Source organism: uncultured Algibacter sp., from assembly GCF_947487605.1.
Taxonomy (GTDB): domain Bacteria; phylum Bacteroidota; class Bacteroidia; order Flavobacteriales; family Flavobacteriaceae; genus Algibacter_D.
Map to the genome: position 1 here is coordinate 71,978 of NZ_CANKXK010000005.1, position 26,299 is coordinate 98,276.

Below are 26,299 nucleotides of genomic sequence, written 5' to 3' on the forward strand. Positions count from 1 at the left end.
ACGACTAAAAAACTTAGTTTATTACCCAATCAAGTTGTCTATAGGTTTAATTTTAAATTTTTAATTAAAATAAATTAATCCTAGGAAAATATATGTAATTTTGGCTTTTCAAAAACCGAGCCATACTTTTACAAAAATACATTAAAAGCGTTGCACACAAACAAGTTTAAAATACTTTTTGCCTTAAGTTTTACCGTGTTTATTAACATGTTTGGCTTCACCCAAGATATCCCAAAAAGGCCAGATGCTATAAAACCTAATGTGGTTAAAGAGGATAGTTTAATAATATCTACAGATAGTATTCTTGATATAAAAGAAGTTACCGAAAGAAAACAAGATTCAACTATAAGTGATTCTATTAAACCAAAGAAAAGCCTTTTAGAATATATTGTTAAGTATAAAGCCAAAGATTATACATCCTTCAACAAAAAACAACAAAAATTATACTTATACAATGAAGCCGAAATAAATTATGGCGACATGAATATAAAAGCAGGTAGCATAACAATTGATTATAGTAAGAATGAAGTGTATGCAAAAGGTATTAAAGATTCTACTGGCTATACACAACCGCCTGTATTTAATCAAGCAGGTAATATTGTTGAACCCGATTCTATATTATTTAATACCGAAACCGAAAAGGCACTTATTTATAATTCTATTAGCGAACAAGGAGAAGGTACTGTAATTGCTAGTATTACTAAGCGTGAAAATGACTCGGTTTATTTCATTAAAAATGCCAAATATACCACTGCAAAAGATTTGGAAGATCCTGAGTATTATATAAAACTTAGAAAGGCAAAAATTGTACCTGGAAAAAAAATAGTAACAGGTTTGGCTAACTTATTTATTTATGATGTACCAACACCAATAGGATTGCCTTTTGGCTTTTTTCCGCAGAGTGAAAAGAAAACATCAGGGATTATTATCCCAAGTTTTGGAGAGCAAAATGATCGTGGTTATTTTCTGCAAAATGGTGGTTACTATTTCGCCATAAGTGATTACTTTGATTTAGCCGTATTTGGCGATTATTATACGAATGGAAGTTATGGGGTTAGAACAGAAAACACCTATGCTGTACGTTATAAATTTAAGGGGAATCTGTCGTTTAGATACGAAAACTTAATTACCAGCGAACGTGGTTTTCCAGATTATGCAAAAAATACCATTTATAATTTACGTTGGTCCCATAGTCAAGATAGTAAGGCGAGTCCAAATTCGCGTTTTTCTGCATCGGTTAATTTGGGTAGTAGTACGTATTATAGATCGTCATTAAATCAAATTAATACTGGTAATTTCTTGAATAATACTTTGGCTTCTTCAGTATCTTATTCGAAGACTTTTCAAGGAGAGCCTCAAGTAAACTTTAGTGTAACTGCAACTCATTCTCAGAATACACAATCTGAGCAAATAAATATGACCTTACCAACCTTTCAAGGAAGTGTGGGTAGAATTTTTCCTTTTGCCTCTAAATCTGGTAGTAATAAAGGAATCATTCAAAATATTAATTTGCAATACAATTTAAGAGGAGAAAATAGAATACAAACTTCAGATTCTCTCTTTTTCAAGAAAGAAATGTTTGATGACGCTAAAGCAGGTTTTCAACATACTATTCCTATTAGCACCAACTTCAAAATATTTAAACATTTTAGCTTGAGTGCAAGTACCAATTACAACGAAGTATGGACTTTTAAAACCATAGATAAAACTTACGACCAAGAAAAACAAGAAATTGTTACCGATACCATTAACGGTTTTGATGCATATAGAACTTATAATTTTAGCACCAGTTTAGGTACTACTGTTTATGGTATGTACACTTTTGAAAAAGAAGGTCAAGATAAAAAAATAAAGGCCATAAGGCATATTATGCGGCCTTCTATTAGTTATAATATAAATCCGGCTTTCGATAAATACTACGATACGGTTGAAGTTGTAAATGCCGATGGTGAAACAGAAAGTGAAGTTGAATTTACACGATTTGAACAAAGTATTTTTGGGAGACCTGGTAATAATTTCTCGAGTTCTATGGGTATTGCCCTTTCAAATAACCTAGAAGCCAAAGTACGAGACAAAGACAGTACAGCAACAGAACCAAAAAAAATTACGTTACTTAATAACTTAAACTTTTCTACGTCTTATAATTTTGCGGGTGATTCATTACAATGGAGCCCAGTTAGAATGACTGGAGGCACACAATTTTTTGATAACAAAATGAGTGTGAATTTTGGTGCAACTCTTGACCCATATGCCTTAGATAACAATAATAATCGCATAGATAAATTCAACATAGATAATGGCGGAAGTCTTTTTAGGCTAACAAGCGCTAATTTAACTATGAGTTATTCCTTGTCAAGCAAGGGCAGTAAAGATAAAGAGGGTGGTTCACAAAGAAATAATCGTCCTGAAGATGTACTTCCTAAAAATTTGGATTTTGCTAATGAGCAAATTAATGGTGAGGATGAAGATAAAGAAGATGAAACGCCTAGTGAATTATATAATTATAAGGTTCCTTGGAGCTTAAGACTAGCCTATGCTGTTAATTACAATAATTCTCGACGACAAAGCGAAATTTCATCCCATTCGCTTATGTTTTCTGGAGATGTAGAATTATCTCCAAAATGGTCTGTAGGTGCATCATCTGGTTATGATTTAAAAGATAATGGCTTTACCTATACACAACTTAGGTTTGAACGCGATTTATTGAGTTGGCGTATGAGTTTTAGTTGGGTTCCATTTAGCACAAGAAGTTCTTGGAATTTCTTTATAGGAATAAAATCAAGTATTTTAAAGGATTTGAAATACGAAAAACGAAGACAACCAGACCAACGACTTTAATATTTCTATCATGAAAAAAATTATCCATACTACAAAAGCTCCTGCACCTATTGGTCCTTATAACCAAGCAATTTTAGTTAATAATACCCTTTATACTTCTGGTCAAATAGCTATTAATCCTGAAACTGGAAATTTAATTCTAGATGATATTAAAACTGAAACAAAACAAGTCATGCTCAACTTAAAAGCAGTTTTAGAAGCTGCTAACATGACATTTAAGCATGTTATTAAATCCTCTATTTTTATAAGTGATATGGATAATTTCACCCTAATTAATGAGGTTTACGGAAGTTATTTTGATGATGCAAATGCACCCGCAAGAGAAACAGTTCAAGTAGCACGTTTACCAAAAGATGTAAATGTTGAAATTAGTGTGATTGCAATAGCTTAATTAATTGTCATTTCGACAGTGTGAGGAACGAGCGACGAGAAATCTCAAAAGAGATGAGATTCCTACTCATACTTCATATGGAATAGCATACTAGTTTTTGTTTAAAACTATTCTCGATACATCACGCTTAAGCGTGACACTCGAACTGACAAACACACCACTATTTTTATTATTTTCAACCACTTATTTTCTTTTTTTATAACTAAAAAGGCTAATTTTATAGGACAATAATTTAAGTACTTGAAAGATGCGCATAGAATATGATATTAAATTAGGTTTTAAAGATGTAATGATACGCCCTAAACGTTCCACATTAAAAAGTAGATCGCAGGTAAATTTGGTTCGAGAATTCAAATTTTTACATAGCTCAATCACTTGGAAAGGCATTCCAATTATGGCAGCAAACATGGATACCGTTGGTACTTTCAATATGGCTAAAGCACTATCTAAAAAAGGCTTGTTTACAGCTATTCATAAGCATTATTCCCTAGAAGATTGGAGTACATTTTTATCTACACAATCAAATGATATTTTAGATTATATAGCTGTTAGCACAGGAATTGGTAAAGACGATTCAAAAAAGCTAAAAGATATTTTTCAACTAAATCCAGATTTAAAATTTATATGTATAGATGTGGCTAATGGCTATTCTGAATATTTTGCTGAGTTTGTTAAACGTACACGCGACACCTATCCAGACAAAGTTATTATAGCTGGTAATGTGGTTACAGGAGAAATGGTTGAAGAACTTTTATTATCTGGAGCAGATATTGTAAAAGTAGGTATTGGTCCTGGGTCTGTTTGTACTACAAGAGTTAAAACAGGGGTTGGTTATCCGCAACTTTCTGCTATTATAGAATGTTCTGATGCTGCTCATGGTCTTGGCGGACAAATTATAAGCGATGGTGGCTGTTCTTCACCAGGAGATATCGCTAAAGCTTTTGGTGCCGGAGCCGATTTTGTGATGCTTGGAGGCATGCTTTCTGGACACGACGAAAGTGGTGGCGAGATAATTGAACATAACGGATTACCATACCGGAAATTTTACGGAATGAGTTCTGCTACCGCCATGGAAAAACATGTTGGTGGTGTTGCCGAATATAGAGCAAGCGAAGGGAAAACGGTTGAAGTCCCTTATAAAGGTGAAGTGGAATCTACCATCCAAGATATTTTAGGTGGATTAAGAAGTACGTGCACCTACGTTGGTGCTGCGAGATTAAAAGAACTTACTAAACGAACTACATTTATTCGCGTTGCCGAACAAGAGAACACAATTTACTCGAAATAATTGCTTGTTATTCCTACCTTTGAAAGAATAACATAATATTAATAGAATTGGTAGATTCTTGATTAACCATTTACCACAGATGTTCTAAAAACGAAAAAAGGGATATGACTTTTTGTAGAATGTCATACCCCTTTTAACTAACCAAATTAAACTAACTAATTCAAATATTTTTCTTTTTCATTTTACTATTAATCATGTATAATTTATGGTACTAAAACGGCATCTACGACGTGTATTACACCGTTTGTTGCTTGTATGTCTAATAGACTAGGAACTAAATTAGCTGTTCCCATACTTGATGTTGTAATTGATAATCCAGATAAGTCGAATGAACCACCAAGTGTTCCAACTGGTTCATTTGATAAATCACTAGAATATATGCGTCCTTCAGCAACATGGTATAATAAAATACTAGTTAAAAGTGCAATGTCTTCTTCTGTATCAAAATCATCTAAAGAACTATATCCATCTAAAGAATCTAACAGATTTAAGAATGCTTGATTTGTAGGAGCAAATACAGTTAACTGCTCGTAAGTGCCATCTCCCATTAACACCCCAGCTAATCCTGCTTTAGTTGCAGCCGCTAGCAATACTGAAAATTCTGGAGCAAAGCTACTAGCTAAATCTACCAAGTTCATTGTTGGTGGCGACAATACTTTATCTATAACATGTATTACACCATTGGTTGCTTGAACATTTGCAACAACTACATTAGCATCGTTAATCATTGGTCCCATATCAAGGCTTACATTTACGGCCGCACCATTTAAAGTTGGTACATAACCATTACTTAATTGATTACTAAAAACATAGCCATCTATTAAGTGATAGGTTAAAATACTTGCTACTGCTTCTGGAGCTAGACTATTAATAGTGTTTATTGCTTCCTCATCGCTTCCTGCAGCTAAAAATGTTTTAAACGCCATATTTGTTGGAGCGAAAACCGTTTCAGGAGAAACATCTAATAGAGCACCTGCTAAATTTGCTCTAATAGCTGCTGCTATTAAGATTGAAAAATTTGGACTATCTGTAAAACTAGATGCTAACTCTACTAAGTTAAGCGAGGGAATAGATAACACACTGTCTATGGCATGAATAACACCGTTTCTTGCTCTCAAATCGGCAATAACAACATTTGAGTTATTTACAAGAACACTACCATCTTCACCAGCAGTTACAATAACATCGGTACCTTGAATAGTGCCTACTGCTTGAGTACCTAGTGCTAAATCGCTACTGTAAACTTGCGCTCCAATAACATGATATGTTAGAATTTCTATAATACCTGGAAAGTTGGCTACATTTTTTTTGTTTAAACCTATCGCTTCAAAAGCTTTATCTGTTGGAGCAAAAACGGTCCATCTATTTCTAGACACCGTACTTGTTAATTTATTTTTGGCAAGTGCCACACTTAAAATTTCAAATGTTGGCTCATAGTCTGATGATTTGCTATTAGAACCCTTAGACACCGCACCAGCTTGATTATAAGAAGCTAATACTTCTATAATCGATGGTCCTTCTGCCTCAATTTGAATTACTTCTGCGTCTTCATTGCTACAAGAAAATGTAAATAATGCAAGTGCGAAAACTAGAATAGGTAACTTAAAAAGATTTGGGCGTCTGGTTTTAAATAACTGTGTTTTCATCTTATTTTGTTTAACGTTTATTAATTTTTATCAAACATAACCATTTTGTTTAATCTTTTTCTATTTTATTTAAACAAAAAGATGAAGTGTGTAAAAAAATCGTTCAATGGGAGTTTTGAACGATAAATTTTATATTAAATAAAACTTAAGTGTTGAGTGGAAAGCTTTATTTCGTTTAAAATAATTCCGCCAATTAGTGTTGTTTGTGGTTAACTGAGTCAATTAAATAAATCTAACACATACAAAACCGAGAAGAAAATCCTAGCGGATTTTCCTAAATAACCTATATCTAGCAATTAATAGGAATTGTAGTATATTTTTATTTACAGTTCCAATCCATTGTATATTCTTTATAAGGTTCATTTTCATATCGTCTTATTCCTCCGTGATGAGAGCAAGCTCCCTTTCCTAATGAATATGTCATTGTTCCATCCCAACATCTGGCTATTTTTCTATATCGTGTCTTCGCTGTTATATTTCTTAAATTATTACAGGCGTCTCGGTTTTCGTATTGTACTCCAAACCTGTAATATTTAATTGCTTGTTTTTTATTTTTAAGATTCTCGTATGAAACTCCTAAATTATTATAGTAAATACCATTTATAGTGTCTAATTCAATTGCCTTTTTGTAATATTCAATTGCTTTTCTTGTGTTTTGCTTATTTGAATAATAAATTCCAATTTCATTAAATATCAAAGGATTTGGAATGCTATCACAAAGTCTTTTATAACTTTCAATACTAGCGATTGTATCTCTTAATTTGAGATAATTATTGTGTGCATTTAAATGTGAATTTGTAAAGTTAGTACTGTCTATAGTCGTAAATAAACTTAAACTTTCTTTTAGTAATTCTTTAGAGTAAACCGTGTCTTTTCGTGAAAGATTCCATTCGTAAAGTTTAATAATTTTATTATACTTAATTGTATCATTTTTAATCAAATTTAGAGCTATTTTAAAATCATTTTTAAACTGAATTGTGTCTCCTTTACTTTTTTCAATTTTACCTTTTAAAATGAAATAGTCAGGGTTTTTCTTTAAGCTATCAATTTTAATGCTTTCAGTAACTAGACTAAGAGCCTTGTCGTAATTCTGTAATTCAAATTCAGTTTTAGCTTTAGTGAAATTCTCATTCGCCTCGTCTTGGAAAAATATTACCGAAATTAGTGCTATTAGAAACATTAAAGCAATGAAACCCAAAAATGAAAATAAACACCCTTTTAAAATAAGTTTTCCTGTTGATCTATTTTTAGTTTTCTTTTCCATCTAGGTTTCTATCAAATACGAACAACTTTAATAATATACGCCCATTTTAGTGGCTTTTATCAGCAGACAAACAAAGCTAGAATTTTCTTACCAAAAAGTCATTTATTTAGCTACAAAGTTATAAACAATTATAAACAAAAAACACCTCCATTAATTATGAAGGTGTTGTGTTATTATGCTTACTAATTGCCTATTCTATTAAACGTTTGCCTTTTATTTCGCGGCCTCCTTGAAAAAGAGTAACACTGTCAACTACTCCAGAATCATTTTTATTAAAGGTTAGTTGGGCTTGCACTACTTTTAAAAAAAACTCATTTTCGCTTTTAGGGAAAATATCAAAAACTGGTTGTCCTGTTGCTTGGGTTTTTAACTGGTTACCTTCTTTGGTAACTGTGAGTATAAAACCTGGCATAAGTTGATATTTACCTGTATAGGTTTCTAAAATGTTGTCTGCTACAACAACCTCCTTTACTAAGTCGCTAACATCGTCCCCTAATTTTTTTAAATAATCGATTCCGTTTTGGTTGTTTGGGTTTAACTCTACCGATTTTCTGTAATTGGTAATGGCTTCATCGTTTTTGCCTAAATTCATTAAAGCTTCGCCATAACTATCGTAGGCATTCGATGATTTTGGGAAGGCATCAATAATAAGTTTAAAAACCTGAGAAGCTTCAAATGTTTTATCCATTCCCATGAGTTCGTAACCCATAGCATTCATTTCGCCTTCATTCAAATCGTAGCCATCAGAGTTTTTAATAGTATTATAATATGCAATTCCAGCATTGATGCCTTTATCTTTTATAACATCTAAAAATTCATTAGCTACAGATTTTTTAGGAAAATCGTACGCCTTGTTATGTAATATGCCTCTTATAGATTGCGTTATTTGATTTAGCGGTGCTCCACCTGTATTATTTAGCAGTACCACCAACGATTTATCTTTTGGCGTACGTGATATATTGGTATTGAATCCGTTTATACCACCACCATGACCAATGGTGTATATACTATCGTTAGATTTTCCTAGTTTTGAATATCCAACGCCCCAACCATAAGCATAATAACTATTTCCAAAAGCTGGAACATAGGGTTTAAAATACATTTCCATGTATTCTTGTGAAAGTAATTTATTGGTATATAATGCTTGATCCCATAAATATAAATCTTCGGTAGTGGAATACATCGAGCCTGCCGCGTAAGGAATAGACATATCTAAATATTTTGAATTTCTATAATTCTTTCCGTTTTTTTCGTAGCCTGTTGCTCTGTTTTTTAAAATATCGCCATGGTTATCGTAACCTGTATTGTCCATGTTTATAGGTTTGAATATTTTCTCATGAAGTAATTCTTGGTAAGTTTTTCCAGAAAGTTTTTCAGCAATAACCCCTAAAAGAAAATAACCTGAATTACTATAACTGAATCTTTCGCCTGGAGCAAAATCTAAATCTTTGTCTTGGAATTTTTTTATAAATTCATCTGGAGTGTATGGCTTGATGCTTTCATCTTGCATAAACTTTGGGAACGATGTGTAATTAGGGATTCCAGATGTATGTGTTAATAAATGGTGTGTTGTTATTTTATCGCCACTTTCTTTTGGATAATTTGGAAGGTATTTGGTAATTGGTGCTTGTAAATCTATTTTACCTGCTTCTGCTAACTGTAAAATAAGCATTGCTGTAAATTGTTTTGTTATAGAGCCTAAGCGGTGTTTGGTATTTGGTGCGTTAGGAATGTCCCATTCCATATTCGCCATTCCGAAGCCTTTTTTGTAAATAACTTCTCCTTGATTTGCTACAAGAACAGAACCATTAAACTTACCATACTCGGTATATTTACTAATAAGTTCGTCTATTTTGTCTGCTTTGGTTTGCGAAAAAGCGACGCTGCATACTAATAACAACGATAGCATAATCATACCTTTTATTGAAGGAATAAAACTTGAAATTGATTTCATAAGATAATTTTTGATTGATTAATAGTTTAGATATCTAATGTATGACGATAAACTAGCACATTAAGTTACATAAAAAAATAACTTTATTAGCTTGAGCATTGATGAAATGACCTTATCTTATAATTGAAAGCACAATGTACAGCAAAACCAAAAAGTCTTTTATCTATGTTTTTTGGTTTCAATTAGCTCAACCTAATATTTAAATGAAATAGCAGATGAATATAGATTAAATAGTTGGCAAGCTATTATATATATTTTATAACTTATAACCCGTTGTGCATTCTAATTTTTCTTTCTAATGCCAATAAATGAAGAAGCTTATTGTTTCTATCTTTTAATGGATAAATATCTAAATTACAATTATAGGCATCACCATTCTTTTTATAATTGATAATTGATGCATTGAAAGGAACTCCTTTTTTTAGATTTTCTCTTATGGTTTCTACAGAGGATTGTGATGTATTCATTCCTTGTAAAAAGCTGGGATGTTTCCCTTTAGCATAATTAGCTGGATACCCTGTCATTTTACTAAAGCCCTTATTAACCCATTCTATTTGTTTTTGGTTATTAGTTAATATGGCAGCTTCAAAATCGGAATCGGTTATTAGTTCTTCAATATTAAAAACCCATCCATATTTCTTTTTGTAAGTATTTAAAATGTTAATTTCTATTTGCTTATTGAAATGCTTTGCTTGGTTTACTAAATACATTCCGTAGATGTCCCAACATTTTAAAGGCGCGTGCTTAATTTTCATAACTTCATTTTAAAGTGCAGTGTAAATGAAGCCAATTTGGTGTTTATAGTATACACCAATATATTATGAAAATATATCTTGACCTAGCTTCAAATCGCGAAAGCACATGGTTAATATGTAAAGGCAAGTATCTGGCTTGTAATTTGCATTACTTACAGTTGCGCGACAGCTTGTGATTTTAACACAATTCCTTTTTAGTTAGCGAAAAGCTAAACCTTTATAATAAGTTCAAAGATATAACTTAATAACTTTTATAGCAATACTATAAATCTTTTACATAGCGTTTCTCCATGGCTTATCCTAATATCTGGAGTTTCAAAAGTACTTAATTGCTCTTTTAGCATCTATCCTATGGTTGGAAACATATCTTTGTCTATTTGAGCAGAAGTTTCCCATAATTTAGAACGCATAAAGACCTTGGCATAATGTATAAATGATTCTTAAACCGTAACATGAATACAAGTTATAGGTTGGATTTTCATCCTTCAAAGTTGCGAGAAAATCACTGAACTAATTTTCTAATAATTTCTTTTACGGGGAGTATCTCATTGGTATGCTCTATACTTGGGCCTGCAACCCAAACCGTTTTATAGGTTACTTTGGTTGCTGCATTTTTTGTAGCGTTCATGCCTATTGAAAATCGAATCATTTTCACCCATTTTTTGAGCTTTTTATTTTTGTTTAAAATAGATTCTAGCCAAGTTTGTTTCGTTCCAATTTTTTGAACGTATGGTGTATTTATAACGGTACATGGCGTACCAGAGATACGTTCTGTCATTACTATATCTTTTGCGCCATAATCCACACAGGCTTGTTTATACTCTTGGGTTACATTAGCTTCTAAAGAGGCTATAAAAGGGCTTCCTACTGAAACACCTTCTGCTCCATAACTAAGCATTTCATCAATATCGGCTTTACAACCAACACCTCCTGCAGAAATTACTGGAATGTTGCAATTGGAACTCAACAGTTTAGTTAGCTCCTCTGGAGAGAGGTTACCTCTATGCCCACCAGCTTCATTGTTTACTGCTATTATGGCATCGGCATTTAAACCTTCTACTTTTTTGGCGAATTTTAAATCGGTAACATCACAGAATACTTTAATGCCAACCTTATGTGCTTGCCTTATGGTTTCTTCTGGACTTCCTAATGAAGTAATAATAAAATCACAACCTTCCTCACAGATTATCTCTAATTGACCTTTATATTTTACGTTCGATTTATTCACAATTAGATTAAACCCAAAAGACCCGCCTTTTGGTTTTGCCGCATTTAATTCTCGCAATGCTACACGAAGTTCATCTAAAGTTCTGTAATTCAAGGCTGGAATACAACCTGCGATACCCCCATGCATAGCTTCTTTAACCATAGAAACATTTGAAACTAAAAACATAGGAGCTTGAATTATTGGGTACTTAATTCCTAATAGTTTTGTTAGTGCAGTTTCCATAATTATAATTGATTTAAACAAATATAATAAATATTATGCATGCATAATAAATTACATGTTATTGATTAATCTAAAAATCGGTAATAACCACATTTAAGATATGCTCCCTCTGGAAAAGAAATAGGATGATCTGTATCATGCTGTGTTTTTAAGACAACTTTAAAGTGTCTATTTGACGAAGCCAATGTCTGATTATTAATCTCTAAAAATTCTTCAGACAAAACTCTTGACGAGCAGGACGCTAAAACTAACAAACCGTTTTTAGCAGTAAGTTGTTCCCCTAAATCAGCCAATTGAGCATATTTCTTTTTGGCTAAATCAATTTCTGAAGCTTGTTTTGCAAAACTTGGAGGATCTATCACAACCACATCAAACGTCATTTTGCTTTTAATAAGGTTTTTTAATTCAACGAAAGCATCACCCGAAATGGTTTTGTGCCTTCCAGAGTATCTATTCAACTTCCCGTTTTCTAAGGCTATTTCTAGAGCTTGTTTACTAATATCTAAACTCGTCACTTCTTTTGCGCCATTTGCTAATGCATGAACTGAAAATCCACCAGCATAAGAGAACACATCCAATACTGTTTTCCCTTTACTCCACTCGCCTACTTGTTTTCTGTTGGCACGATGATCTAAAAAATAACCTGTTTTATGACCTTTAATAACATTTGCTGAAAAGTTAACCCCATGTTCAACAAATTGTACAACTTCATTTTCAAGCGTTCCAAAAACCACTTCGCCATTTTTTAGTTGATGTGCTTTTGAAGTTTCTAAACTTCTACTTAATCGAATAACTACAGTTTCAACCCCTGAAGTTTGTTGCAAACTTGGAATAATAGATTCTAAATAAGGTAACCATATTTCAGAATAAATCTTTACGACTAAAACAGATGCATACACATCAGCTATCAATCCAGGGAATCCATCGTTCTCGCCAAATAATAATCGGTAACTATTTGTATTTGTTTTTAATAAAGGTTGTCTTTTATTAAATGCTACTTCTATTTTATTTTGAAAAAACGCTGCATTAATTTCTGCTTTATCATGACTACTATGAAGCATTTTAATTCGAATTGGGGATTTAGCATCGTACAAGCCCAAACCAATCACTCTATTTTTATTTTTACTAAAAATGATGGCTAAATCACCAGATTTAGCGTCGTTATTAATCTTAGTGATATTATTTGAAAACACCCATGGATGACCTTTTAAAACAAATTGCTCCCCTTTAGCATTGAGTTTTATGGCTAAACGCTTTGGTTTGTAGTTTGATTTGATTTTTGGAGAAAAGGACATTAAGTTAGATGTTATTTTTTTTACAAAGAAACGGTTTTATCTGTTCATTTTGTCTTGAAACAAAACGAACCAAAAATTCAAAACGATTTAATAGGAAATTGCTAAAGCACCATTCGCTAATACATTTATAGTATTAATTCTTTTCAGAGAATCAAATTCAATACTCAATTATAATATTCGACAAAATATATAGCTCATTATTTCTAAAAATCGTTGATTCCGACGCTGTCGGAACTTCAAGTAAATATTAAACATTTTCGGTTTTAAATAACAAAAAACGCAACCATTTCTGATTGCGTTTTTTTAAACTTCTAACTCCAGTCTTACAACTTCAAGCTTTTATTAAAGATCCTTCGACTACGCTCAGGATAAGTGACTCACAAAATTTTGTTCTACAAAATTGGTTCGCTACTTATTTTACTTCCTCAAAGTCAACATCTTCAACATCACTACCTTCAGCTTGTGCTTGCTCACCTGCACCAGCATCTGGTCCTGGTTGCGCACCACCTTGAGCTTCAGCCTGTGCTTTGTACATTTCTTCACTTGCTACTTTCCAAGCTTCGTTTATTTTATCTAAAGCTGGTGTAATAACTGCTAAGTCTTTAGACTCATAAGCTTTCTTCAACTCTTCTAAAGCTTCCTCGATTGGTTTTTTCTTATCATCAGATAATTTATCACCAAACTCTTCTAATTGTTTTTCCGTTTGGAAAATCATAGAATCTGCTTCATTTAATTTCTGAGCCTGTTCAGCTGCAGCTTTATCTGCTTCTGCATTTGCTTCAGCATCAGCTTTCATCTTTTGAATTTCTTCTTCAGTCAATCCAGAAGACGCCTCTATTCTAATATCTTGTTTCTTACCTGTTGCTTTATCTTCTGCCGATACTTTAATAATACCGTTGGCATCAATATCAAATGTTACTTCAATTTGCGGTGTACCACGTCTTGCTGGTGGAATACCATCTAAATGAAAACGTCCAATTGTTTTATTATCAGCAGCCATAGCACGCTCACCTTGTAAAACATGAATCTCAACTGAAGGTTGATTATCTGCCGCTGTAGAGAATACTTGCGATTTCTTAGTAGGAATCGTAGTATTCGCATCAATAAGCTTTGTAAATACATTACCCATAGTTTCAATACCAAGAGATAATGGTGTTACATCTAAAAGTAGTACATCTTTAACATCACCTGTTAATACACCACCTTGAATACCAGCACCTAGAGATACCACTTCATCAGGATTAACGCCTTTACTTGGTGTTTTTCCAAAGAATTTCTCAACCGCTGCCTGTACCGCAGGAATACGTGTAGAACCACCTACTAAAATCACTTCATCAATATCACTCTTACTTAAACCAGCTGCTTTTAATGCAGACTCACATGGCTCGATAGTACGTTTTACTAAATCGTCAATTAATTGCTCAAATTTAGAACGTGTTAAAGTACGTACCAAGTGTTTTGGTCCGCTAGCAGTAGCCGTAATATAAGGTAAGTTAATTTCTGTTTGTGCAGAAGATGATAACTCAATCTTAGCCTTTTCAGCAGCTTCTTTTAAACGTTGTAAAGACATAGGATCTTCTCTTAAATCCATAGACTCTTCAGCCTTAAACTCATCTGCTAACCAGTTAATGATTTTTTCATCAACATCATCACCACCTAAGTGTGTATCACCATCAGTAGAAAGCACTTCAAATACACCATCACCCAATTCAAGAATAGAAACATCATGTGTTCCACCACCAAAGTCAAAAACCACTATTTTCTGGTCTGTCCCTTTTTTGTCCATACCGTAAGCTAAGGCAGCAGCAGTTGGCTCATTAATAATACGCTCTACTTTTAAACCAGCAATCTCACCAGCTTCTTTAGTTGCTTGACGTTGGCTATCATTAAAATAAGCAGGCACAGTAATTACCGCTCTACTTACATCCGTACCTAAATAATCCTCAGCAGTTTTCTTCATTTTTTGAAGAATCATAGCCGATAATTCTTGAGGCGTATATAAACGTCCTTCAATATCAACTCTAGGTGTGTCATTATCACCTTTTACCACTTTATATGGTACACGTTCTGCCTCTTTTTTAGACTCAGAATATTTATTACCCATAAAACGTTTAATAGAATAAACCGTTTTAGTAGGGTTTGTTACCGCTTGTCTTTTAGCCGGATCACCAACTTTAATCTCTCCTCCTTCTACAAATGCAATCACCGATGGCGTAGTACGTTTACCTTCCGCGTTCGGGATTACAACAGGCTCGTTACCTTCCATCACAGAAACGCAAGAGTTGGTTGTTCCTAAATCGATTCCAATAATTTTACTCATAATATTTTTTTTATTGTGTTATAAATTTCCGCCTTCACGGAAACGTTGTGTTCATTTTTAATTTCGGAAAGTATAAGTCAATCTTTATGCCAACTCAAAATATATGACACAGTGTCAGATTTCATTCAATTTACAGTCTCAATCTCAATTTTTAATAAAAAAACAAGTCATAATCTTTTAATATAAGTAGCATTAGAAGAACAAAAAACAATTTATATTTGCCAAGCTATAACGTTTGCGTAATTATGGAATGTATCTCGGTTTTCGACATGCTAAAAATTGGTATTGGGCCTTCAAGTTCTCATACATTAGGTCCTTGGCGAGCAGCCGAACGGTGGATAGCTGAACTTAAAAACACTAACAAGTTTGACGCTGTAGAAAAAATAATAGTTAATCTTTATGGGTCTTTATCGTTAACAGGAAAAGGGCATGCAACCGATTTTGCTGTAATGCTTGGTTTAAGTGGTTTCAATCCTGAAACTATTCGAACTGACAATATAGTAGAAATTATTGAACAGATAAAAAACACCAAAATTTTAACCTTCAATAATGAAAAAGTATTAGAATTTAATCCTGACACAGATATCATTTTTAATAAAAAGTTTTTACCATTTCATTCGAACGGAATAACTTTTACTGCCGTTATTAAGGGAAAGAATTCAAAATCGACCTTCTATTCTATTGGCGGTGGTTTTGTTGTAAAAGAAGAACGAACAAACCATAAACGAAATTTTGAAATAAAATGCTCATTCCCATATCCTATTAACAAAGGCACTGAGCTTTTACAGTTTTGTAAAAACTTAAACCTTCCTATCTCTCAAGTTGTTTTAGAAAATGAAAAGTCTATTAGAGATGAACAAGAAATTGATTCGGAGCTAAAACGCATTTGGGATACTATGTTAGAATGTATGTACGTTGGAAGCCATACAGAAGGGAATCTTCCTGGAGGGTTAAATGTAAGGCGTCGCGCTTTTGATATACATAAAAGCCTGCAAGGTACATCTCCCTACTCCACTCCCGTAGAATGGATTTATGCTATTAGAAATACCGAAGTAAAGTTTAGACAAATACTTAAATGGGTAAGTTGTTTTGCTTTGGCAGTAAATGAGGTTAACGCATCGCTTGGTCGAGTAGTAACTGCTCCTACTAATGGAAGTGCAGGCGTTATTCCTTCGGTTCTTATGTATTATTTGGTGATTGAGAATCATGATGGTGATTTTGAAGACATCAAACGTTTTTTATTAGTGGCAGGAGAAATTGGTAGTATTTTTAAAAAAGGAGCTACTATTAGTGCTGCAATGGGTGGCTGTCAAGCTGAAATTGGTGTATCTTCTGCTATGGCTGCTGGAGCTTTAACCGAGCTATTGGGTGGCACGCCAGAGCAGGTTTTAATTGCTGCTGAAATTGCCATGGAACATCATTTAGGGTTGACTTGCGATCCTATAGGTGGCTTGGTACAAATACCATGTATAGAACGAAATGCCATGGGTGCTATTAAAGCCATTAATGCGGCAGAATTAGCTTTAGATACTAATCCTGAAAATGTAAAAGTACCATTAGATAAAGTTGTAAATACTATGTGGGAAACAGCCAAAGATATGCATTCTAAATATAAAGAAACCTCTAAAGGTGGTTTGGCAGTTGGTGTTAACTTAACAGATTGTTAATCAGTTTTTATTGCAAGTAGATTTTCTTCTAGTATCAATTAAATAGATGATTTTCCATTGATCTCCATCTTTAAATAATTGAAATGAGTTAACTCCACAATGGCTAAATTCATCATTAAACCAAAACTCATAAGGTGTCCAAGCATTTGCCATATTGCCATCTACTTGAATACTATAATCTAAAAGGCGTTCATCCCATTTCTGGTCATCGGGTCTATTAGCTATGTCGTTTATTAATTTTCCTAGTTCATTATTAACCAAAATATCTTTGCCTTCTTTGTTTCTATAAGCTGTTTGTATAATAACTTTATTCATCATAACAGATTTCATAAGAGTTGTATCTCCTTTATGAAATCCTTCAAAAAAAGTATCAACAGCTGCTTTTACTTTAATTTTTTCTTCCATTTGTGCTTCAATTGTAGACGTTATTATTAAAACTAAGAATACTATTACTCGTGTCATTACCAATGAATTTTGAACTAATTTAAATTATAGATTTCAATTCGGATAACACATAAAGAAAAGTTTAACACTATACTTTTTAATTTATTACTTTTACATGCTATCATTTTAAACAAATTTATATGTCTGTAGCTAAGAAAGAATATAAACGTATTACTGTAAAAACATTAGTTGATATGAAAGCTAATGGTGAAAAAATATCTATGCTTACAGCCTATGATTATACTATGGCCAAAATTGTAGATGGTGCTGGTATAGATGTTATTCTTGTTGGAGATTCTGCAAGTAATGTTATGGCAGGACATGAAACAACGTTGCCAATTACTTTAGACCAAATGATTTATCATGCCTCTTCAGTAATAAGAGCTATTGATAGATGTTTAGTTGTTGTAGATTTACCCTTTGGAAGCTACCAAAGCGATCCTAAAGAAGCACTTCGCTCTGCCATTAGAATTATGAAAGAAAGTGGTGCACACTCTGTAAAAGTTGAAGGAGGGCGAGAAATTAAAGAATCTATAAAGCGTATTTTAAACGCAGGTATTCCAGTTATGGGACATTTAGGTTTAACACCACAATCCATTTATAAATTTGGTACATATACCGTTCGAGCTAAAGAAGAGCAAGAAGCCAAAGACTTAATTGAAGATGCGAAAATGTTAGAGCGTATTGGGTGTTTCGCTATTGTTTTAGAAAAAATTCCTGCAGCATTAGCAAAACAAGTAGCAGAAAGTGTTAGTATTCCAATAATAGGTATAGGTGCTGGCCCTTATGTAGATGGTCAAGTTCTTGTTTTGCACGATATGCTAGGAATGACACACGAATTTAACCCACGATTTTTACGCAGATATCTTCATTTATATGAAGACATGACAAAAGCAATTTCTCAATACGTTGATGATGTAAAAACTCAAGATTTCCCGAATGAGAGTGAGCAATATTAAGTTTACAGTCGCAGTCACTATAGGCAGTCTACATCACTTTTAAAACTTTGCGCCTTAGCGCCCTTGCGCGATAAAAAAATTTACAAATAGTGGCACAAAAAATGCTTTCAAATAAAAATAACCTTCAGGTACTTTTTGAAGACAACCACATCATCATCATAAATAAACGTGCTGGGGATATTGTACAAGGTGATAAAACTGGCGACAAACCACTTAGCGATGTTGTAAAAGAATACATAAAAGAGAAATACAACAAACCAAGAAACGTTTATTTAGGAACCGTACATAGGCTAGACAGGCCTACCACAGGTCTTGTTATCTTTGCAAAAACAAGTAAAGCACTCCCGCGTTTAAACAAGTTATTTCTTTCTAAAGACATAAAAAAAACCTATTGGGCTATTGTAAAAAACGAGCCTCCAAAAACAGCAGGCACGCTTATTCATTGGCTAAAAAAGAATTCTAAAAACAACAAATCTAAAGCACATACAAAAGAGGTTTCTGAAAGCAAAAAAGCCATTCTTCATTATAAAACCATAAAAAAACTAGATAACTATTTTTTACTGGAAGTTAACTTAGAAACGGGAAGGCATCACCAAATACGAGTACAATTATCATCCATTGGTTGCCCAATTAAAGGCGATTTAAAGTACGGTTTTGATAGAAGCAACAAAGATGCTAGCATCAGTTTACATGCTAAGCATATTGAGTTTATACATCCTGTTAAAAAAGAAGCTATATCAATTAATGCACCTTTACCTAATGATGTTATTTGGAATGCTTGCTTGACTTAAATTAAATGTTAATTGAGTTAGTTTTAGTATTTTAATTTGAAAACTGATAGTCTAGTATCAATTGCACACCTTCATTTGGTTTTGACCTTAATTTAAAATCGGCATTTATTAATACTGCTCTACTTTTCATATTAATTAAACCTGAACCTTGTTCGATGTCTTTATCTGCCAAATTAAAACCTTTACCATCATCTGTAGCAGAAATTTTTAAATGATTTGTTTGATTATAATCCAAGACAATCGAAATGTTTTTTGCATCGGAGTATTTGACAGAATTAGATAAAAATTCTTGTAGAATTCTGAAAATAATAATTTCATGCTTTTTATTGATAAAATCTACCCTATCTCCATTAATTTGAAGCTTAGCAGAATCAAACTTCATTTTTTTAAGTCTTTCCAACTCATTAGTTATAGATTTAACTAAGCCAATATTTAATACAACATCATTATTTAGTGTTTTTGAAAGCGATCTAACTTCTTTTAAACTATTGCTTAAAGCTTCAGAAGTATCTTTAAATTTTTCTTTAATATCATCAGAAACTTGCATTTTTAAGATGCTTAATTGCATATTTGCAAAAGAGAGTAATTGCCCAATATTATCATGTAGTTCCCAACCTATATTCTTTAATGTTTGCTCTTGAGTTTCTGTTTGAGCCTTTATAATTTCTTCTTCAAAAGCCTGTTGCTGTTCAATTTTGTCTAGCATTAACTTGTTTTTTCGTTTTAAGAAAACTACAAAAAACACAATAAACAAAGTTGTTACAATTACCAAAACAGCAATCATATAAACTAATAAATACCTTTCTGAAGCTGTACTAGTTAATCGTTCTGAGGTTTGCACCATATTAAAGCAAATGTAAAAGTTGAATACATAAGAATATTGGCAAATAAATAAATTTGCCTTCTTAAAAACATAAAATTCCAGTCTCTATTATTACTGCCAATTTCATATTCAAAATACACATCGTAAAATACGATGGGAGTAATAATAAGCCACCAAATAAAGATAGCAGTACTAATATAGAAATTTAATGATTTATAAAAAGTTAAAATCTTATCACTTCGTAATGTTTCTAAAAAATAAAGTATTGAGCATAAAAAAATTATAACTGCTCCTAAAACACAAATTATTGGAAAAAAAGTATTAAAAAATTTATCCCAGTTAAAGAATATATAAACGGTAGAAATTCCTAAAAAAATGAAACTCCCAAATTTGATAATATCTTTAAATATCTTAGTTTTTAAAATTTTTTGAAAGTAAAAAGCTAAAAACATTATAGCTCCAATATTCCAAAACAATGTAGCCCACCAGTGATTTTTTTCAAGTTTAGTTCCAATTAAAAAATTTAAAAACCTATCTGGTAAAACATATCTAGTATACCCACCCAAAAAATCGCAAATGGTTAAGCAGAGTAAAAAATATACAAAAAATCTATGATAAGTTTTTTTGTACTTATTCAACAAAAATAAGCCAGTTAAAGCTGCCATAACTTCCACAGAGTGTGTTATTAGCAAATAATTTTTTAGCATGAATTCTTCCATAAACTTATTGAGGATACCCTCCAGACCCACCTGTTCCATTGTTAAATGGTAAGCCTCCTGGAATATCTTCATTTGCTAGAAAATTCAAATAAAAGCTACTAGCTTCAGATATAGATTTTTTACCAGTAGGCACAGCAAATAAAGTAGTTAAATTCTTTTTATTTTGCCCTTTGTTATTTCCATAAACTCCTAGATAAAACCTAAGTCCTGTCATTTCATAACCTAAACTATCGGTTTGGTTTTTTGAGTATGCTATATAATTTTCTACTTCATCCAGAGACCACCAAACCCAACGATTATCTTTATTTCTACCTTGCTTTTTTGCAGCAGAATCAACAGCAGCTTGTCTAAAATCAGTCCAATTCTTATTTAATTCTTTAGCATTTGTAATAGAAATAACACCTTTTGGCTTTACTATGGCTATTTCTTCTTCCGTATCAAGCGATCTTGGACAAAAATAATACGTTAACAAAGCGCCTAGAATAAAACCAATTATAATACTCCCCAATTTTTTCATTTTTATAAATATGTTTAGTTAATAGTTTTCTAAAAATAGAAAAAAGAAGTAACAAACTATAGCCAAATTGTAAATATTATTTTACAATAACTTCTATGTTGGAAAACCAAGCATTTCTCCCATTCCTACTGTAAACAGCCAACAACCATAAATAGCATGCTCAATAGACACTAAAATAGTAGATTTTGTTTTTTTATAAGTAATCGCAAATAATAACCCACCTAAAAAGGTAAGTATTAAAACTAATACATTTCTAAAGAATAAATGTGCCAAAGAAAACAGAATAGCGTTTAAAAAGATGAATAAAATTTTGTTTGTAAAAAAAGAATTATATCGATGGAAATAAAATGTTCGATAAACTAATTCTTGTGGGTATACAGAAAAAAAAGTATAAATAAAAAGGATGAACACCCATAACTTTGGTTTATTAAATACAACAGAAAAGAGTGTCTGAGCATCAGTTTTCCAAACAAAAAATGTTGTTAGTAATACTATAATAGCTAATTTAAGAAAGGTTTCTTTCCAAAATAATTTCCATTGTAACTGTTTGGCTAATTTGAATTTTTGATTTTCTACTTTTAGCAAGACTAGAATAATGTATACAAATCCTATTAAGCCAATGCTTAATTTAATCCAAATAGAATAATTTAATGCAAAACTTATTGGGATTAGTATATAGATTGCTAAAAATTCTATTGCCCTATAGCGGCTTGTTTTCATTTTTAAAAATTAATTATAGTAGAATGTTTTACTTCATTAATAACAAACATGCTTTGGGTACTACCAATATGATTAATTGTGGTTAACTTTTTAACCATAAATTCTCTAAATGCTGCCATATCTTCAACTAAAACCTTCAGAAGGTAGTCATAATCGCCACTAATATGATAACACTCTAATACTTCGCTTAATTTTTTTACTTCATTTTCAAAGCTAACAACATATTCTTGACTATGTTTTACCAGTTTTATATGGCAAAATACAACGAAATTTTTTGCCACTTTTTCTTTATTCACCAAGGCAATGTACCTATCTATAAAGCCTGCCTTTTCAAGTTTTTTTATACGCTCATAAACTGCGGTAACAGATAAATTTAGTTTATTGGATAGCTCTTTATTAGTCTGCTTACTATCTGTTTGCAAGTACTCAAGTAATTTCTTGTCTATTATATCAAATACCATAAGTGAAGATTTTTAACTTAAAACTATGTTTTGAATGAAAATACAAATAATAAATCTAAAATAAATCTAAATATTAATTTTATTTTCTAATTAAATCAATAATCATTGTTTTTTAATCTATAATTATTCAATTTTGAAACTATAAAACAAATAAGATTATGGCATTTAAACCAGCAAATAACATTCAAGATTTACAATACTTTGGTGAGTTTGGAGGTGTTAATCCTTCTATTTCAGATTCATCAACTTACACATTTTTATCTGCTAAAACTATGTTCGATACATTTGAAGGTAATGCCGATGGATGCTATTTATATTCACGTCACTCATCACCTTCTAATTTATATTTAGGTGAAGCATTAGCTGCAATGGAAGGCACAGAAACTGCTAATGTTTCTGCTTCTGGCATGGGAGCTATAACTCCCGTTTTATTACAATTATGTAATGCTGGTGACCACATAATTTCTAGTAGGACTATTTACGGAGGCACATATGCCTTCTTAAAAAACTTTACACCAAAATTTAGTATTAAAACCTTCTTTGTAGATATTACCAAGTTAGATATTGTAGAAGCTGCAATAACAAAGAATACTAAACTAATTTATTGTGAATCGGTGAGTAATCCACTTTTAGAATTAGCAGATATTGCTGGTTTATCAGAAATTGCAAAAAAATACAATTTAAAATTAGTTGTTGATAATACCTTTTCACCTCTGTCAATTTCGCCTGCAATTTTGGGTGCTGACATTGTTGTACATAGTTTAACAAAATTTATAAATGGATCTAGCGATACGGTTGGTGGCGTAATATGCGCTAGTCAAGAATTTATAAATGATCTAAGAAACGTGAACAATGGTGCTTCTATGCTTCTAGGTTCAACAATGGATAGTTTGAGAGCTGCATCTATTCTAAAAAACTTGCGCACTCTGCATATACGTATGCAGCAACATAGTAAAAATGCCCTGTTTTTAGCTGAAAAATTTGAGGAAGACGGATTGAAAACCGTCTATCCTGGATTAAAATCACACCCATCTCATAATTTATTCAAAAGCATGATGAATGAACAATATGGCTTTGGTGGTATGCTTACCATAGATGTAGGTTCTCTAGATAAAGCCAATGAATTAATGGAAATGATGCAAAATAAAAACTTAGGATATCTGGCAGTTAGCCTTGGGTTCTATAAAACGCTATTTAGCGCTCCTGGAAGCTCTACGTCTTCAGAAATTCCAGAGGATGAACAAAAAGAAATGGGGTTAAGTGATGGACTAATTCGCTTTTCAATTGGCTTAGATGCAGATATAGATCGCACTTACCAAATGATGCGAACATGCATGGAAGAATTAAACATTTTGAAAGGCAACAATAAATTTCAATATGTTTAACTAAAATTTATTTGCCTTTTAGTCTTTCCCATAAAGCATTAAGAGCATCTGAGACATTATCTTCATTACGCTCAAAAGGCTTCATATTTAATTCACCTTTGTCTTCGAACAGTCGAAACTTAAAAACCGATGAGTTTGATGCTTCATCACTTGTGAGCGGGTAACGCAAATCATTATATTGATATTCATTATCGCTCAACTTGTAGATACTGTAATAATTATTACTAAACCAAGCTAAATCTTTTATACGCTTATAATCTTTGGTATTCAATGCACGTTCCTTATGTAACTCCTTAAAATCCGAGAATCTATTTTCTTTATCAAATAAAGAATAATAACCGACATAATAAATCGAGTCTGTTTCGGCTACTCCATACCATAAAATATTGTTGAAAATCGTGGGTTGAGAGAAATAACGCTTATAAGCTATCTTATTAGTATGCAGCGATTTTTTAAAAAGAGCATCCATATATAACTTATTCCCTAAAGTAAACAACAAGTATAACGAACTTATTCCAATACCAAATTTTAAACAAAACCTTCTTTTATCTGAAGTTCTCTTAAAAAACATCAAAAAAATTATACAAAGTAGAAAGGGAATAGTATATAATGGATCTACCACCGCAATATTATTAAAAGCAACTCTATAATTGGTAAAAGGCGTAAATAATTGTGTGCCATAAGGCGTAAAGCAATCAAGAATCGGATGCGTAAAAAGAGACCAAAAGAACAAACTTATCCAATTATGTTGCGTTGTTGCATTAAAGCGCTTTCCAGAGTTATAAAATTTGTATGCCAGCCATCCTAAAAGAAAAGCAGCTAGTACAGCAAACAAAATAGAATGCATAAACCCTCTATGAAATAACATGGCATCAATTTCATTCCCATATAGTAAATTACCAACGTAAACATCTAAGTCTGGAATAGTACCACCAATTGCTCCAAATAACAATGCTTTATTTCCAATTTTTTTACCGAGAACAGCTTCTCCACAAGCAGCACCTAAAACAATTTGGGTTAATGAATCCATAAAATTTCATATTGAAGTGCAAAAATACTGAACTAATTCCATTTGCATACATGAAGCTAAAATCGTAACATTACGAGACTAAAAATTCTCCTATGCAAGACGATAATAACATTTCCGAATTTAAGGCAGACAAGCAAAACATTATTGAAAATACAGAATTAAACATTTGGGAAGCACTAATTCCAGTAATTGCTTTAATGGGGTTATTGGCTTGCAATATTTTCTTTGCTGATGGTGTAATGTTTGGAGATTACTCAAATCAGATAATATTATTAATAGGAGGCGCTGTTGCAACTCTAATTGGCTTTTTTAATAAAGTTTCTTTATCTATAATGCTTGCTGAAGTATTAGAAAACTTGAAAAGTATTATTACTCCTGTAATGATTTTATTTCTAGTAGGTGCATTAGCTGGTACTTGGCTTGTAAGTGGTGTAATTCCAGCAATGGTATACTATGGGTTACAAGTTTTAAACCCGAGTATATTTCTACCAGCTTGTGTCATAATTTGTGCAATTATATCCATAGCAACAGGTAGTTCTTGGACAACTTCGGCAACCGTAGGTATTGCTTTAATAGGAATTGGGAGCGCTTTAGAAATTAATACAGGTATGATTGCTGGTGCTGTTATTTCGGGAGCATACTTTGGCGATAAAATGTCTCCTTTAAGTGACACCACCAATCTAGCTCCAGCAATAGCTGGGACAGATTTATTTGCACATATTAGATACATGACACTAACTACTGTACCAACAATTTTAATAACCTTAATAGTATTTTCAATTATTAGTGCTACTATTGAAACATCTGGGAACGCAGATATAAGTAATTTACTAGGATCAATTAATGGAACTTTTATCATTACGCCTTGGCTGTTTCTTGTACCTCTAGCAGTAATAATTTTGATATTAATAAAGGCTAAGCCAATAATAGCCTTAAGTGCTGGCGTATTAATAGCTGCTATTTTTGCTTTTATTTTTCAACCTGAGGTTTTAAATAATATAAGCAGTTCTAAAATGAGCTCAGTTATTAGTTCAATTTTTACAGACACACAAATAGCAACTGATAATGAGAAATTAAATGAATTATTTTCAGCTGGAGGCATGAAAGGAATGCTTTGGACAATTTTTCTTATAATATGTGCGATGGTTTTTGGTGGCGTTATGGATGGCATTGGGGCCTTAGCAAGAATAACTAGAGTACTATTATCTTTTGCATCTTCAGTTTTTGGTTTATTCGCAAGTACTGTAATTAGCTGTTTAGGTCTAAACACAATTGCTTCAGATCAATATCTAGCCATTGTAATACCGGGTAAGATGTTTAAAAAAGCCTTTGACGATAAAGGTTTAGCTCCTGAAAATTTAAGTAGAACTCTTGAAGACTCTGGAACTGTTACTTCTGTTCTTATTCCTTGGAACACCTGTGGAGCCTATCAATCTGGAGTACTAGGGGTTGGTGTAGGAGAATATTTCTTTTATGCCATATTTAATTGGTTAAGCCCATTTACAACACTTTTATTTGCAGCACTTAGAATTAAAATAAAAATTTTAAGCACAAAATTGACATAAACTATAGCTTTATAAAT

Annotated in this window: 22 protein-coding genes and 1 riboswitch; of the genes, 8 read left to right on the forward strand and 14 right to left on the reverse strand. The window is 32.3% G+C overall.

The annotated features are described in order from the left end of the window. Positions 1 to 207 precede the first annotated feature (207 nt). The 3 genes from Q0739_RS07205 (at position 208) to Q0739_RS07215 (ending at position 4,517) form a co-directional block, all read left to right on the forward strand. Positions 208 to 2,838 carry a putative LPS assembly protein LptD gene (locus Q0739_RS07205; RefSeq protein ID WP_298238039.1) on the forward strand — a complete coding sequence of 877 codons (2,631 nt, stop codon included), beginning with the start codon at positions 208 to 210 and terminating at the stop codon, positions 2,836 to 2,838. Positions 2,839 to 2,848: 10 nt separating this feature from the next. Next, on the forward strand, positions 2,849 to 3,229 hold the full coding sequence (locus Q0739_RS07210) for a RidA family protein (RefSeq protein ID WP_298238040.1): 381 nt from the start codon (positions 2,849 to 2,851) through the stop codon (positions 3,227 to 3,229). 247 nt (positions 3,230 to 3,476) lie between these two features. Further along, positions 3,477 to 4,517, forward strand: a complete 1,041-nt coding sequence (locus tag Q0739_RS07215) for a GMP reductase (protein ID WP_298238041.1) — start codon at positions 3,477 to 3,479, stop codon at positions 4,515 to 4,517. A 203-nt stretch (positions 4,518 to 4,720) separates the two neighbouring features. Here Q0739_RS07215 and Q0739_RS07220 read toward each other — a convergent pair whose 3' ends face one another. The 7 genes from Q0739_RS07220 to dnaK form a co-directional block, all read right to left on the reverse strand. After that, positions 4,721 to 6,163, reverse strand: coding sequence for a fasciclin domain-containing protein (locus tag Q0739_RS07220; RefSeq protein ID WP_298238042.1), 1,443 nt, complete (start codon positions 6,161 to 6,163; stop codon positions 4,721 to 4,723). A gap of 319 nt (positions 6,164 to 6,482) precedes the next feature. Beyond that, entirely contained in the window at positions 6,483 to 7,427 is a 945-nt protein-coding gene (locus Q0739_RS07225) for a hypothetical protein (protein ID WP_298238043.1), read from the reverse strand. 190 nt (positions 7,428 to 7,617) lie between these two features. Then, positions 7,618 to 9,381 (reverse strand): serine hydrolase, encoded by a 1,764-nt coding sequence (locus Q0739_RS07230; protein WP_298238044.1) that lies wholly within the window; start codon positions 9,379 to 9,381, stop codon positions 7,618 to 7,620. Between the two features lie 263 nt (positions 9,382 to 9,644). Continuing rightward, positions 9,645 to 10,136 carry a PAS domain-containing protein gene (locus Q0739_RS07235; protein WP_298238045.1) on the reverse strand — a complete coding sequence of 164 codons (492 nt, stop codon included), beginning with the start codon at positions 10,134 to 10,136 and terminating at the stop codon, positions 9,645 to 9,647. Between the two features lie 104 nt (positions 10,137 to 10,240). After that, positions 10,241 to 10,370, reverse strand: a riboswitch (cobalamin riboswitch). Between the two features lie 268 nt (positions 10,371 to 10,638). Continuing rightward, a complete protein-coding gene (locus tag Q0739_RS07240) occupies positions 10,639 to 11,586 on the reverse strand; it encodes a nitronate monooxygenase (protein WP_298238046.1) in 948 nt (315 codons plus the stop codon). A 65-nt stretch (positions 11,587 to 11,651) separates the two neighbouring features. Next, positions 11,652 to 12,881, reverse strand: coding sequence for a class I SAM-dependent rRNA methyltransferase (locus Q0739_RS07245; protein ID WP_298238047.1), 1,230 nt, complete (start codon positions 12,879 to 12,881; stop codon positions 11,652 to 11,654). A 412-nt stretch (positions 12,882 to 13,293) separates the two neighbouring features. Then, positions 13,294 to 15,201, reverse strand: coding sequence for a molecular chaperone DnaK (gene dnaK / locus Q0739_RS07250; protein ID WP_298238048.1), 1,908 nt, complete (start codon positions 15,199 to 15,201; stop codon positions 13,294 to 13,296). A gap of 245 nt (positions 15,202 to 15,446) precedes the next feature. Here dnaK and Q0739_RS07255 point away from each other — a divergent pair, with 245 nt between their 5' ends. Continuing rightward, positions 15,447 to 16,868: an L-serine ammonia-lyase gene (locus Q0739_RS07255; protein ID WP_298238049.1), complete on the forward strand. Its 1,422-nt coding sequence runs from the start codon at positions 15,447 to 15,449 to the stop codon at positions 16,866 to 16,868. Here Q0739_RS07255 and Q0739_RS07260 read toward each other — a convergent pair whose 3' ends face one another. Beyond that, positions 16,869 to 17,330, reverse strand: coding sequence for a nuclear transport factor 2 family protein (locus Q0739_RS07260; protein ID WP_298238050.1), 462 nt, complete (start codon positions 17,328 to 17,330; stop codon positions 16,869 to 16,871). A gap of 122 nt (positions 17,331 to 17,452) precedes the next feature. On the opposite strand from Q0739_RS07260, the gene panB reads away from it, so the two are divergent. Next, positions 17,453 to 18,271 carry a 3-methyl-2-oxobutanoate hydroxymethyltransferase gene (gene panB / locus Q0739_RS07265; protein ID WP_298238051.1) on the forward strand — a complete coding sequence of 273 codons (819 nt, stop codon included), beginning with the start codon at positions 17,453 to 17,455 and terminating at the stop codon, positions 18,269 to 18,271. A gap of 101 nt (positions 18,272 to 18,372) precedes the next feature. Beyond that, positions 18,373 to 19,062 (forward strand): RluA family pseudouridine synthase, encoded by a 690-nt coding sequence (locus Q0739_RS07270; protein WP_298238052.1) that lies wholly within the window; start codon positions 18,373 to 18,375, stop codon positions 19,060 to 19,062. A gap of 31 nt (positions 19,063 to 19,093) precedes the next feature. Here the strand turns inward: Q0739_RS07270 and Q0739_RS07275 are convergent, their stop codons facing one another. From Q0739_RS07275 to Q0739_RS07295, 5 genes are all read right to left on the reverse strand, one after another. After that, positions 19,094 to 19,906: a histidine kinase gene (locus Q0739_RS07275; RefSeq protein WP_298238053.1), complete on the reverse strand. Its 813-nt coding sequence runs from the start codon at positions 19,904 to 19,906 to the stop codon at positions 19,094 to 19,096. Continuing rightward, the gene (locus Q0739_RS07280; RefSeq protein ID WP_298238054.1) at positions 19,882 to 20,676 is read right to left on the reverse strand and encodes a hypothetical protein; all 795 of its coding nucleotides are present in this window, start codon (positions 20,674 to 20,676) and stop codon (positions 19,882 to 19,884) included. Before Q0739_RS07280 ends, Q0739_RS07275 begins: the two co-directional genes overlap by 25 nt. Further along, positions 20,609 to 21,121 carry a hypothetical protein gene (locus Q0739_RS07285; RefSeq protein ID WP_298238055.1) on the reverse strand — a complete coding sequence of 171 codons (513 nt, stop codon included), beginning with the start codon at positions 21,119 to 21,121 and terminating at the stop codon, positions 20,609 to 20,611. The genes Q0739_RS07280 and Q0739_RS07285 overlap by 68 nt, the downstream gene beginning before the upstream one ends. A gap of 93 nt (positions 21,122 to 21,214) precedes the next feature. Then, entirely contained in the window at positions 21,215 to 21,841 is a 627-nt protein-coding gene (locus Q0739_RS07290) for a type II CAAX endopeptidase family protein (protein WP_298238056.1), read from the reverse strand. Between the two features lie 2 nt (positions 21,842 to 21,843). Further along, complete coding sequence (locus tag Q0739_RS07295) at positions 21,844 to 22,302, reverse strand: Lrp/AsnC family transcriptional regulator (RefSeq protein ID WP_298238057.1); 459 nt, start codon at positions 22,300 to 22,302, stop codon at positions 21,844 to 21,846. A gap of 158 nt (positions 22,303 to 22,460) precedes the next feature. Between Q0739_RS07295 and Q0739_RS07300 the strand changes: the two genes are divergently transcribed. After that, positions 22,461 to 23,687, forward strand: a complete 1,227-nt coding sequence (locus tag Q0739_RS07300; protein WP_298238058.1) for an aminotransferase class I/II-fold pyridoxal phosphate-dependent enzyme — start codon at positions 22,461 to 22,463, stop codon at positions 23,685 to 23,687. A 7-nt stretch (positions 23,688 to 23,694) separates the two neighbouring features. Here Q0739_RS07300 and Q0739_RS07305 read toward each other — a convergent pair whose 3' ends face one another. After that, positions 23,695 to 24,717 (reverse strand): metal-dependent hydrolase, encoded by a 1,023-nt coding sequence (locus Q0739_RS07305; protein ID WP_298238059.1) that lies wholly within the window; start codon positions 24,715 to 24,717, stop codon positions 23,695 to 23,697. Between the two features lie 92 nt (positions 24,718 to 24,809). Between Q0739_RS07305 and nhaC the strand changes: the two genes are divergently transcribed. Further along, positions 24,810 to 26,282 (forward strand): Na+/H+ antiporter NhaC, encoded by a 1,473-nt coding sequence (nhaC, locus tag Q0739_RS07310; RefSeq protein ID WP_298238060.1) that lies wholly within the window; start codon positions 24,810 to 24,812, stop codon positions 26,280 to 26,282. Positions 26,283 to 26,299: the final 17 nt, after the last annotated feature.

What these genes read in the sequence shown, in the direction of transcription:
- Q0739_RS07205 (WP_298238039.1), top strand. Translation starts at nt 208, where the DNA reads ATGTTTGGCTTCACCCAAGATATCCCAAAAAGGCCAGATGCTATAAAA.
- Q0739_RS07210 (WP_298238040.1), top strand. Translation starts at nt 2,849, where the DNA reads ATGAAAAAAATTATCCATACTACAAAAGCTCCTGCACCTATTGGTCCT.
- Q0739_RS07215 (WP_298238041.1), top strand. Translation starts at nt 3,477, where the DNA reads ATGCGCATAGAATATGATATTAAATTAGGTTTTAAAGATGTAATGATA.
- Q0739_RS07220 (WP_298238042.1), bottom strand. Translation starts at nt 6,163, where the DNA reads ATGAAAACACAGTTATTTAAAACCAGACGCCCAAATCTTTTTAAGTTA.
- Q0739_RS07225 (WP_298238043.1), bottom strand. Translation starts at nt 7,427, where the DNA reads ATGGAAAAGAAAACTAAAAATAGATCAACAGGAAAACTTATTTTAAAA.
- Q0739_RS07230 (WP_298238044.1), bottom strand. Translation starts at nt 9,381, where the DNA reads ATGAAATCAATTTCAAGTTTTATTCCTTCAATAAAAGGTATGATTATG.
- Q0739_RS07235 (WP_298238045.1), bottom strand. Translation starts at nt 10,136, where the DNA reads ATGAAAATTAAGCACGCGCCTTTAAAATGTTGGGACATCTACGGAATG.
- Q0739_RS07240 (WP_298238046.1), bottom strand. Translation starts at nt 11,586, where the DNA reads ATGGAAACTGCACTAACAAAACTATTAGGAATTAAGTACCCAATAATT.
- Q0739_RS07245 (WP_298238047.1), bottom strand. Translation starts at nt 12,881, where the DNA reads ATGTCCTTTTCTCCAAAAATCAAATCAAACTACAAACCAAAGCGTTTA.
- dnaK (WP_298238048.1), bottom strand. Translation starts at nt 15,201, where the DNA reads ATGAGTAAAATTATTGGAATCGATTTAGGAACAACCAACTCTTGCGTT.
- Q0739_RS07255 (WP_298238049.1), top strand. Translation starts at nt 15,447, where the DNA reads ATGGAATGTATCTCGGTTTTCGACATGCTAAAAATTGGTATTGGGCCT.
- Q0739_RS07260 (WP_298238050.1), bottom strand. Translation starts at nt 17,330, where the DNA reads ATGACACGAGTAATAGTATTCTTAGTTTTAATAATAACGTCTACAATT.
- panB (WP_298238051.1), top strand. Translation starts at nt 17,453, where the DNA reads ATGTCTGTAGCTAAGAAAGAATATAAACGTATTACTGTAAAAACATTA.
- Q0739_RS07270 (WP_298238052.1), top strand. Translation starts at nt 18,373, where the DNA reads ATGCTTTCAAATAAAAATAACCTTCAGGTACTTTTTGAAGACAACCAC.
- Q0739_RS07275 (WP_298238053.1), bottom strand. Translation starts at nt 19,906, where the DNA reads ATGGTGCAAACCTCAGAACGATTAACTAGTACAGCTTCAGAAAGGTAT.
- Q0739_RS07280 (WP_298238054.1), bottom strand. Translation starts at nt 20,676, where the DNA reads ATGAAGATATTCCAGGAGGCTTACCATTTAACAATGGAACAGGTGGGT.
- Q0739_RS07285 (WP_298238055.1), bottom strand. Translation starts at nt 21,121, where the DNA reads ATGAAAAAATTGGGGAGTATTATAATTGGTTTTATTCTAGGCGCTTTG.
- Q0739_RS07290 (WP_298238056.1), bottom strand. Translation starts at nt 21,841, where the DNA reads ATGAAAACAAGCCGCTATAGGGCAATAGAATTTTTAGCAATCTATATA.
- Q0739_RS07295 (WP_298238057.1), bottom strand. Translation starts at nt 22,302, where the DNA reads ATGGTATTTGATATAATAGACAAGAAATTACTTGAGTACTTGCAAACA.
- Q0739_RS07300 (WP_298238058.1), top strand. Translation starts at nt 22,461, where the DNA reads ATGGCATTTAAACCAGCAAATAACATTCAAGATTTACAATACTTTGGT.
- Q0739_RS07305 (WP_298238059.1), bottom strand. Translation starts at nt 24,717, where the DNA reads ATGGATTCATTAACCCAAATTGTTTTAGGTGCTGCTTGTGGAGAAGCT.
- nhaC (WP_298238060.1), top strand. Translation starts at nt 24,810, where the DNA reads ATGCAAGACGATAATAACATTTCCGAATTTAAGGCAGACAAGCAAAAC.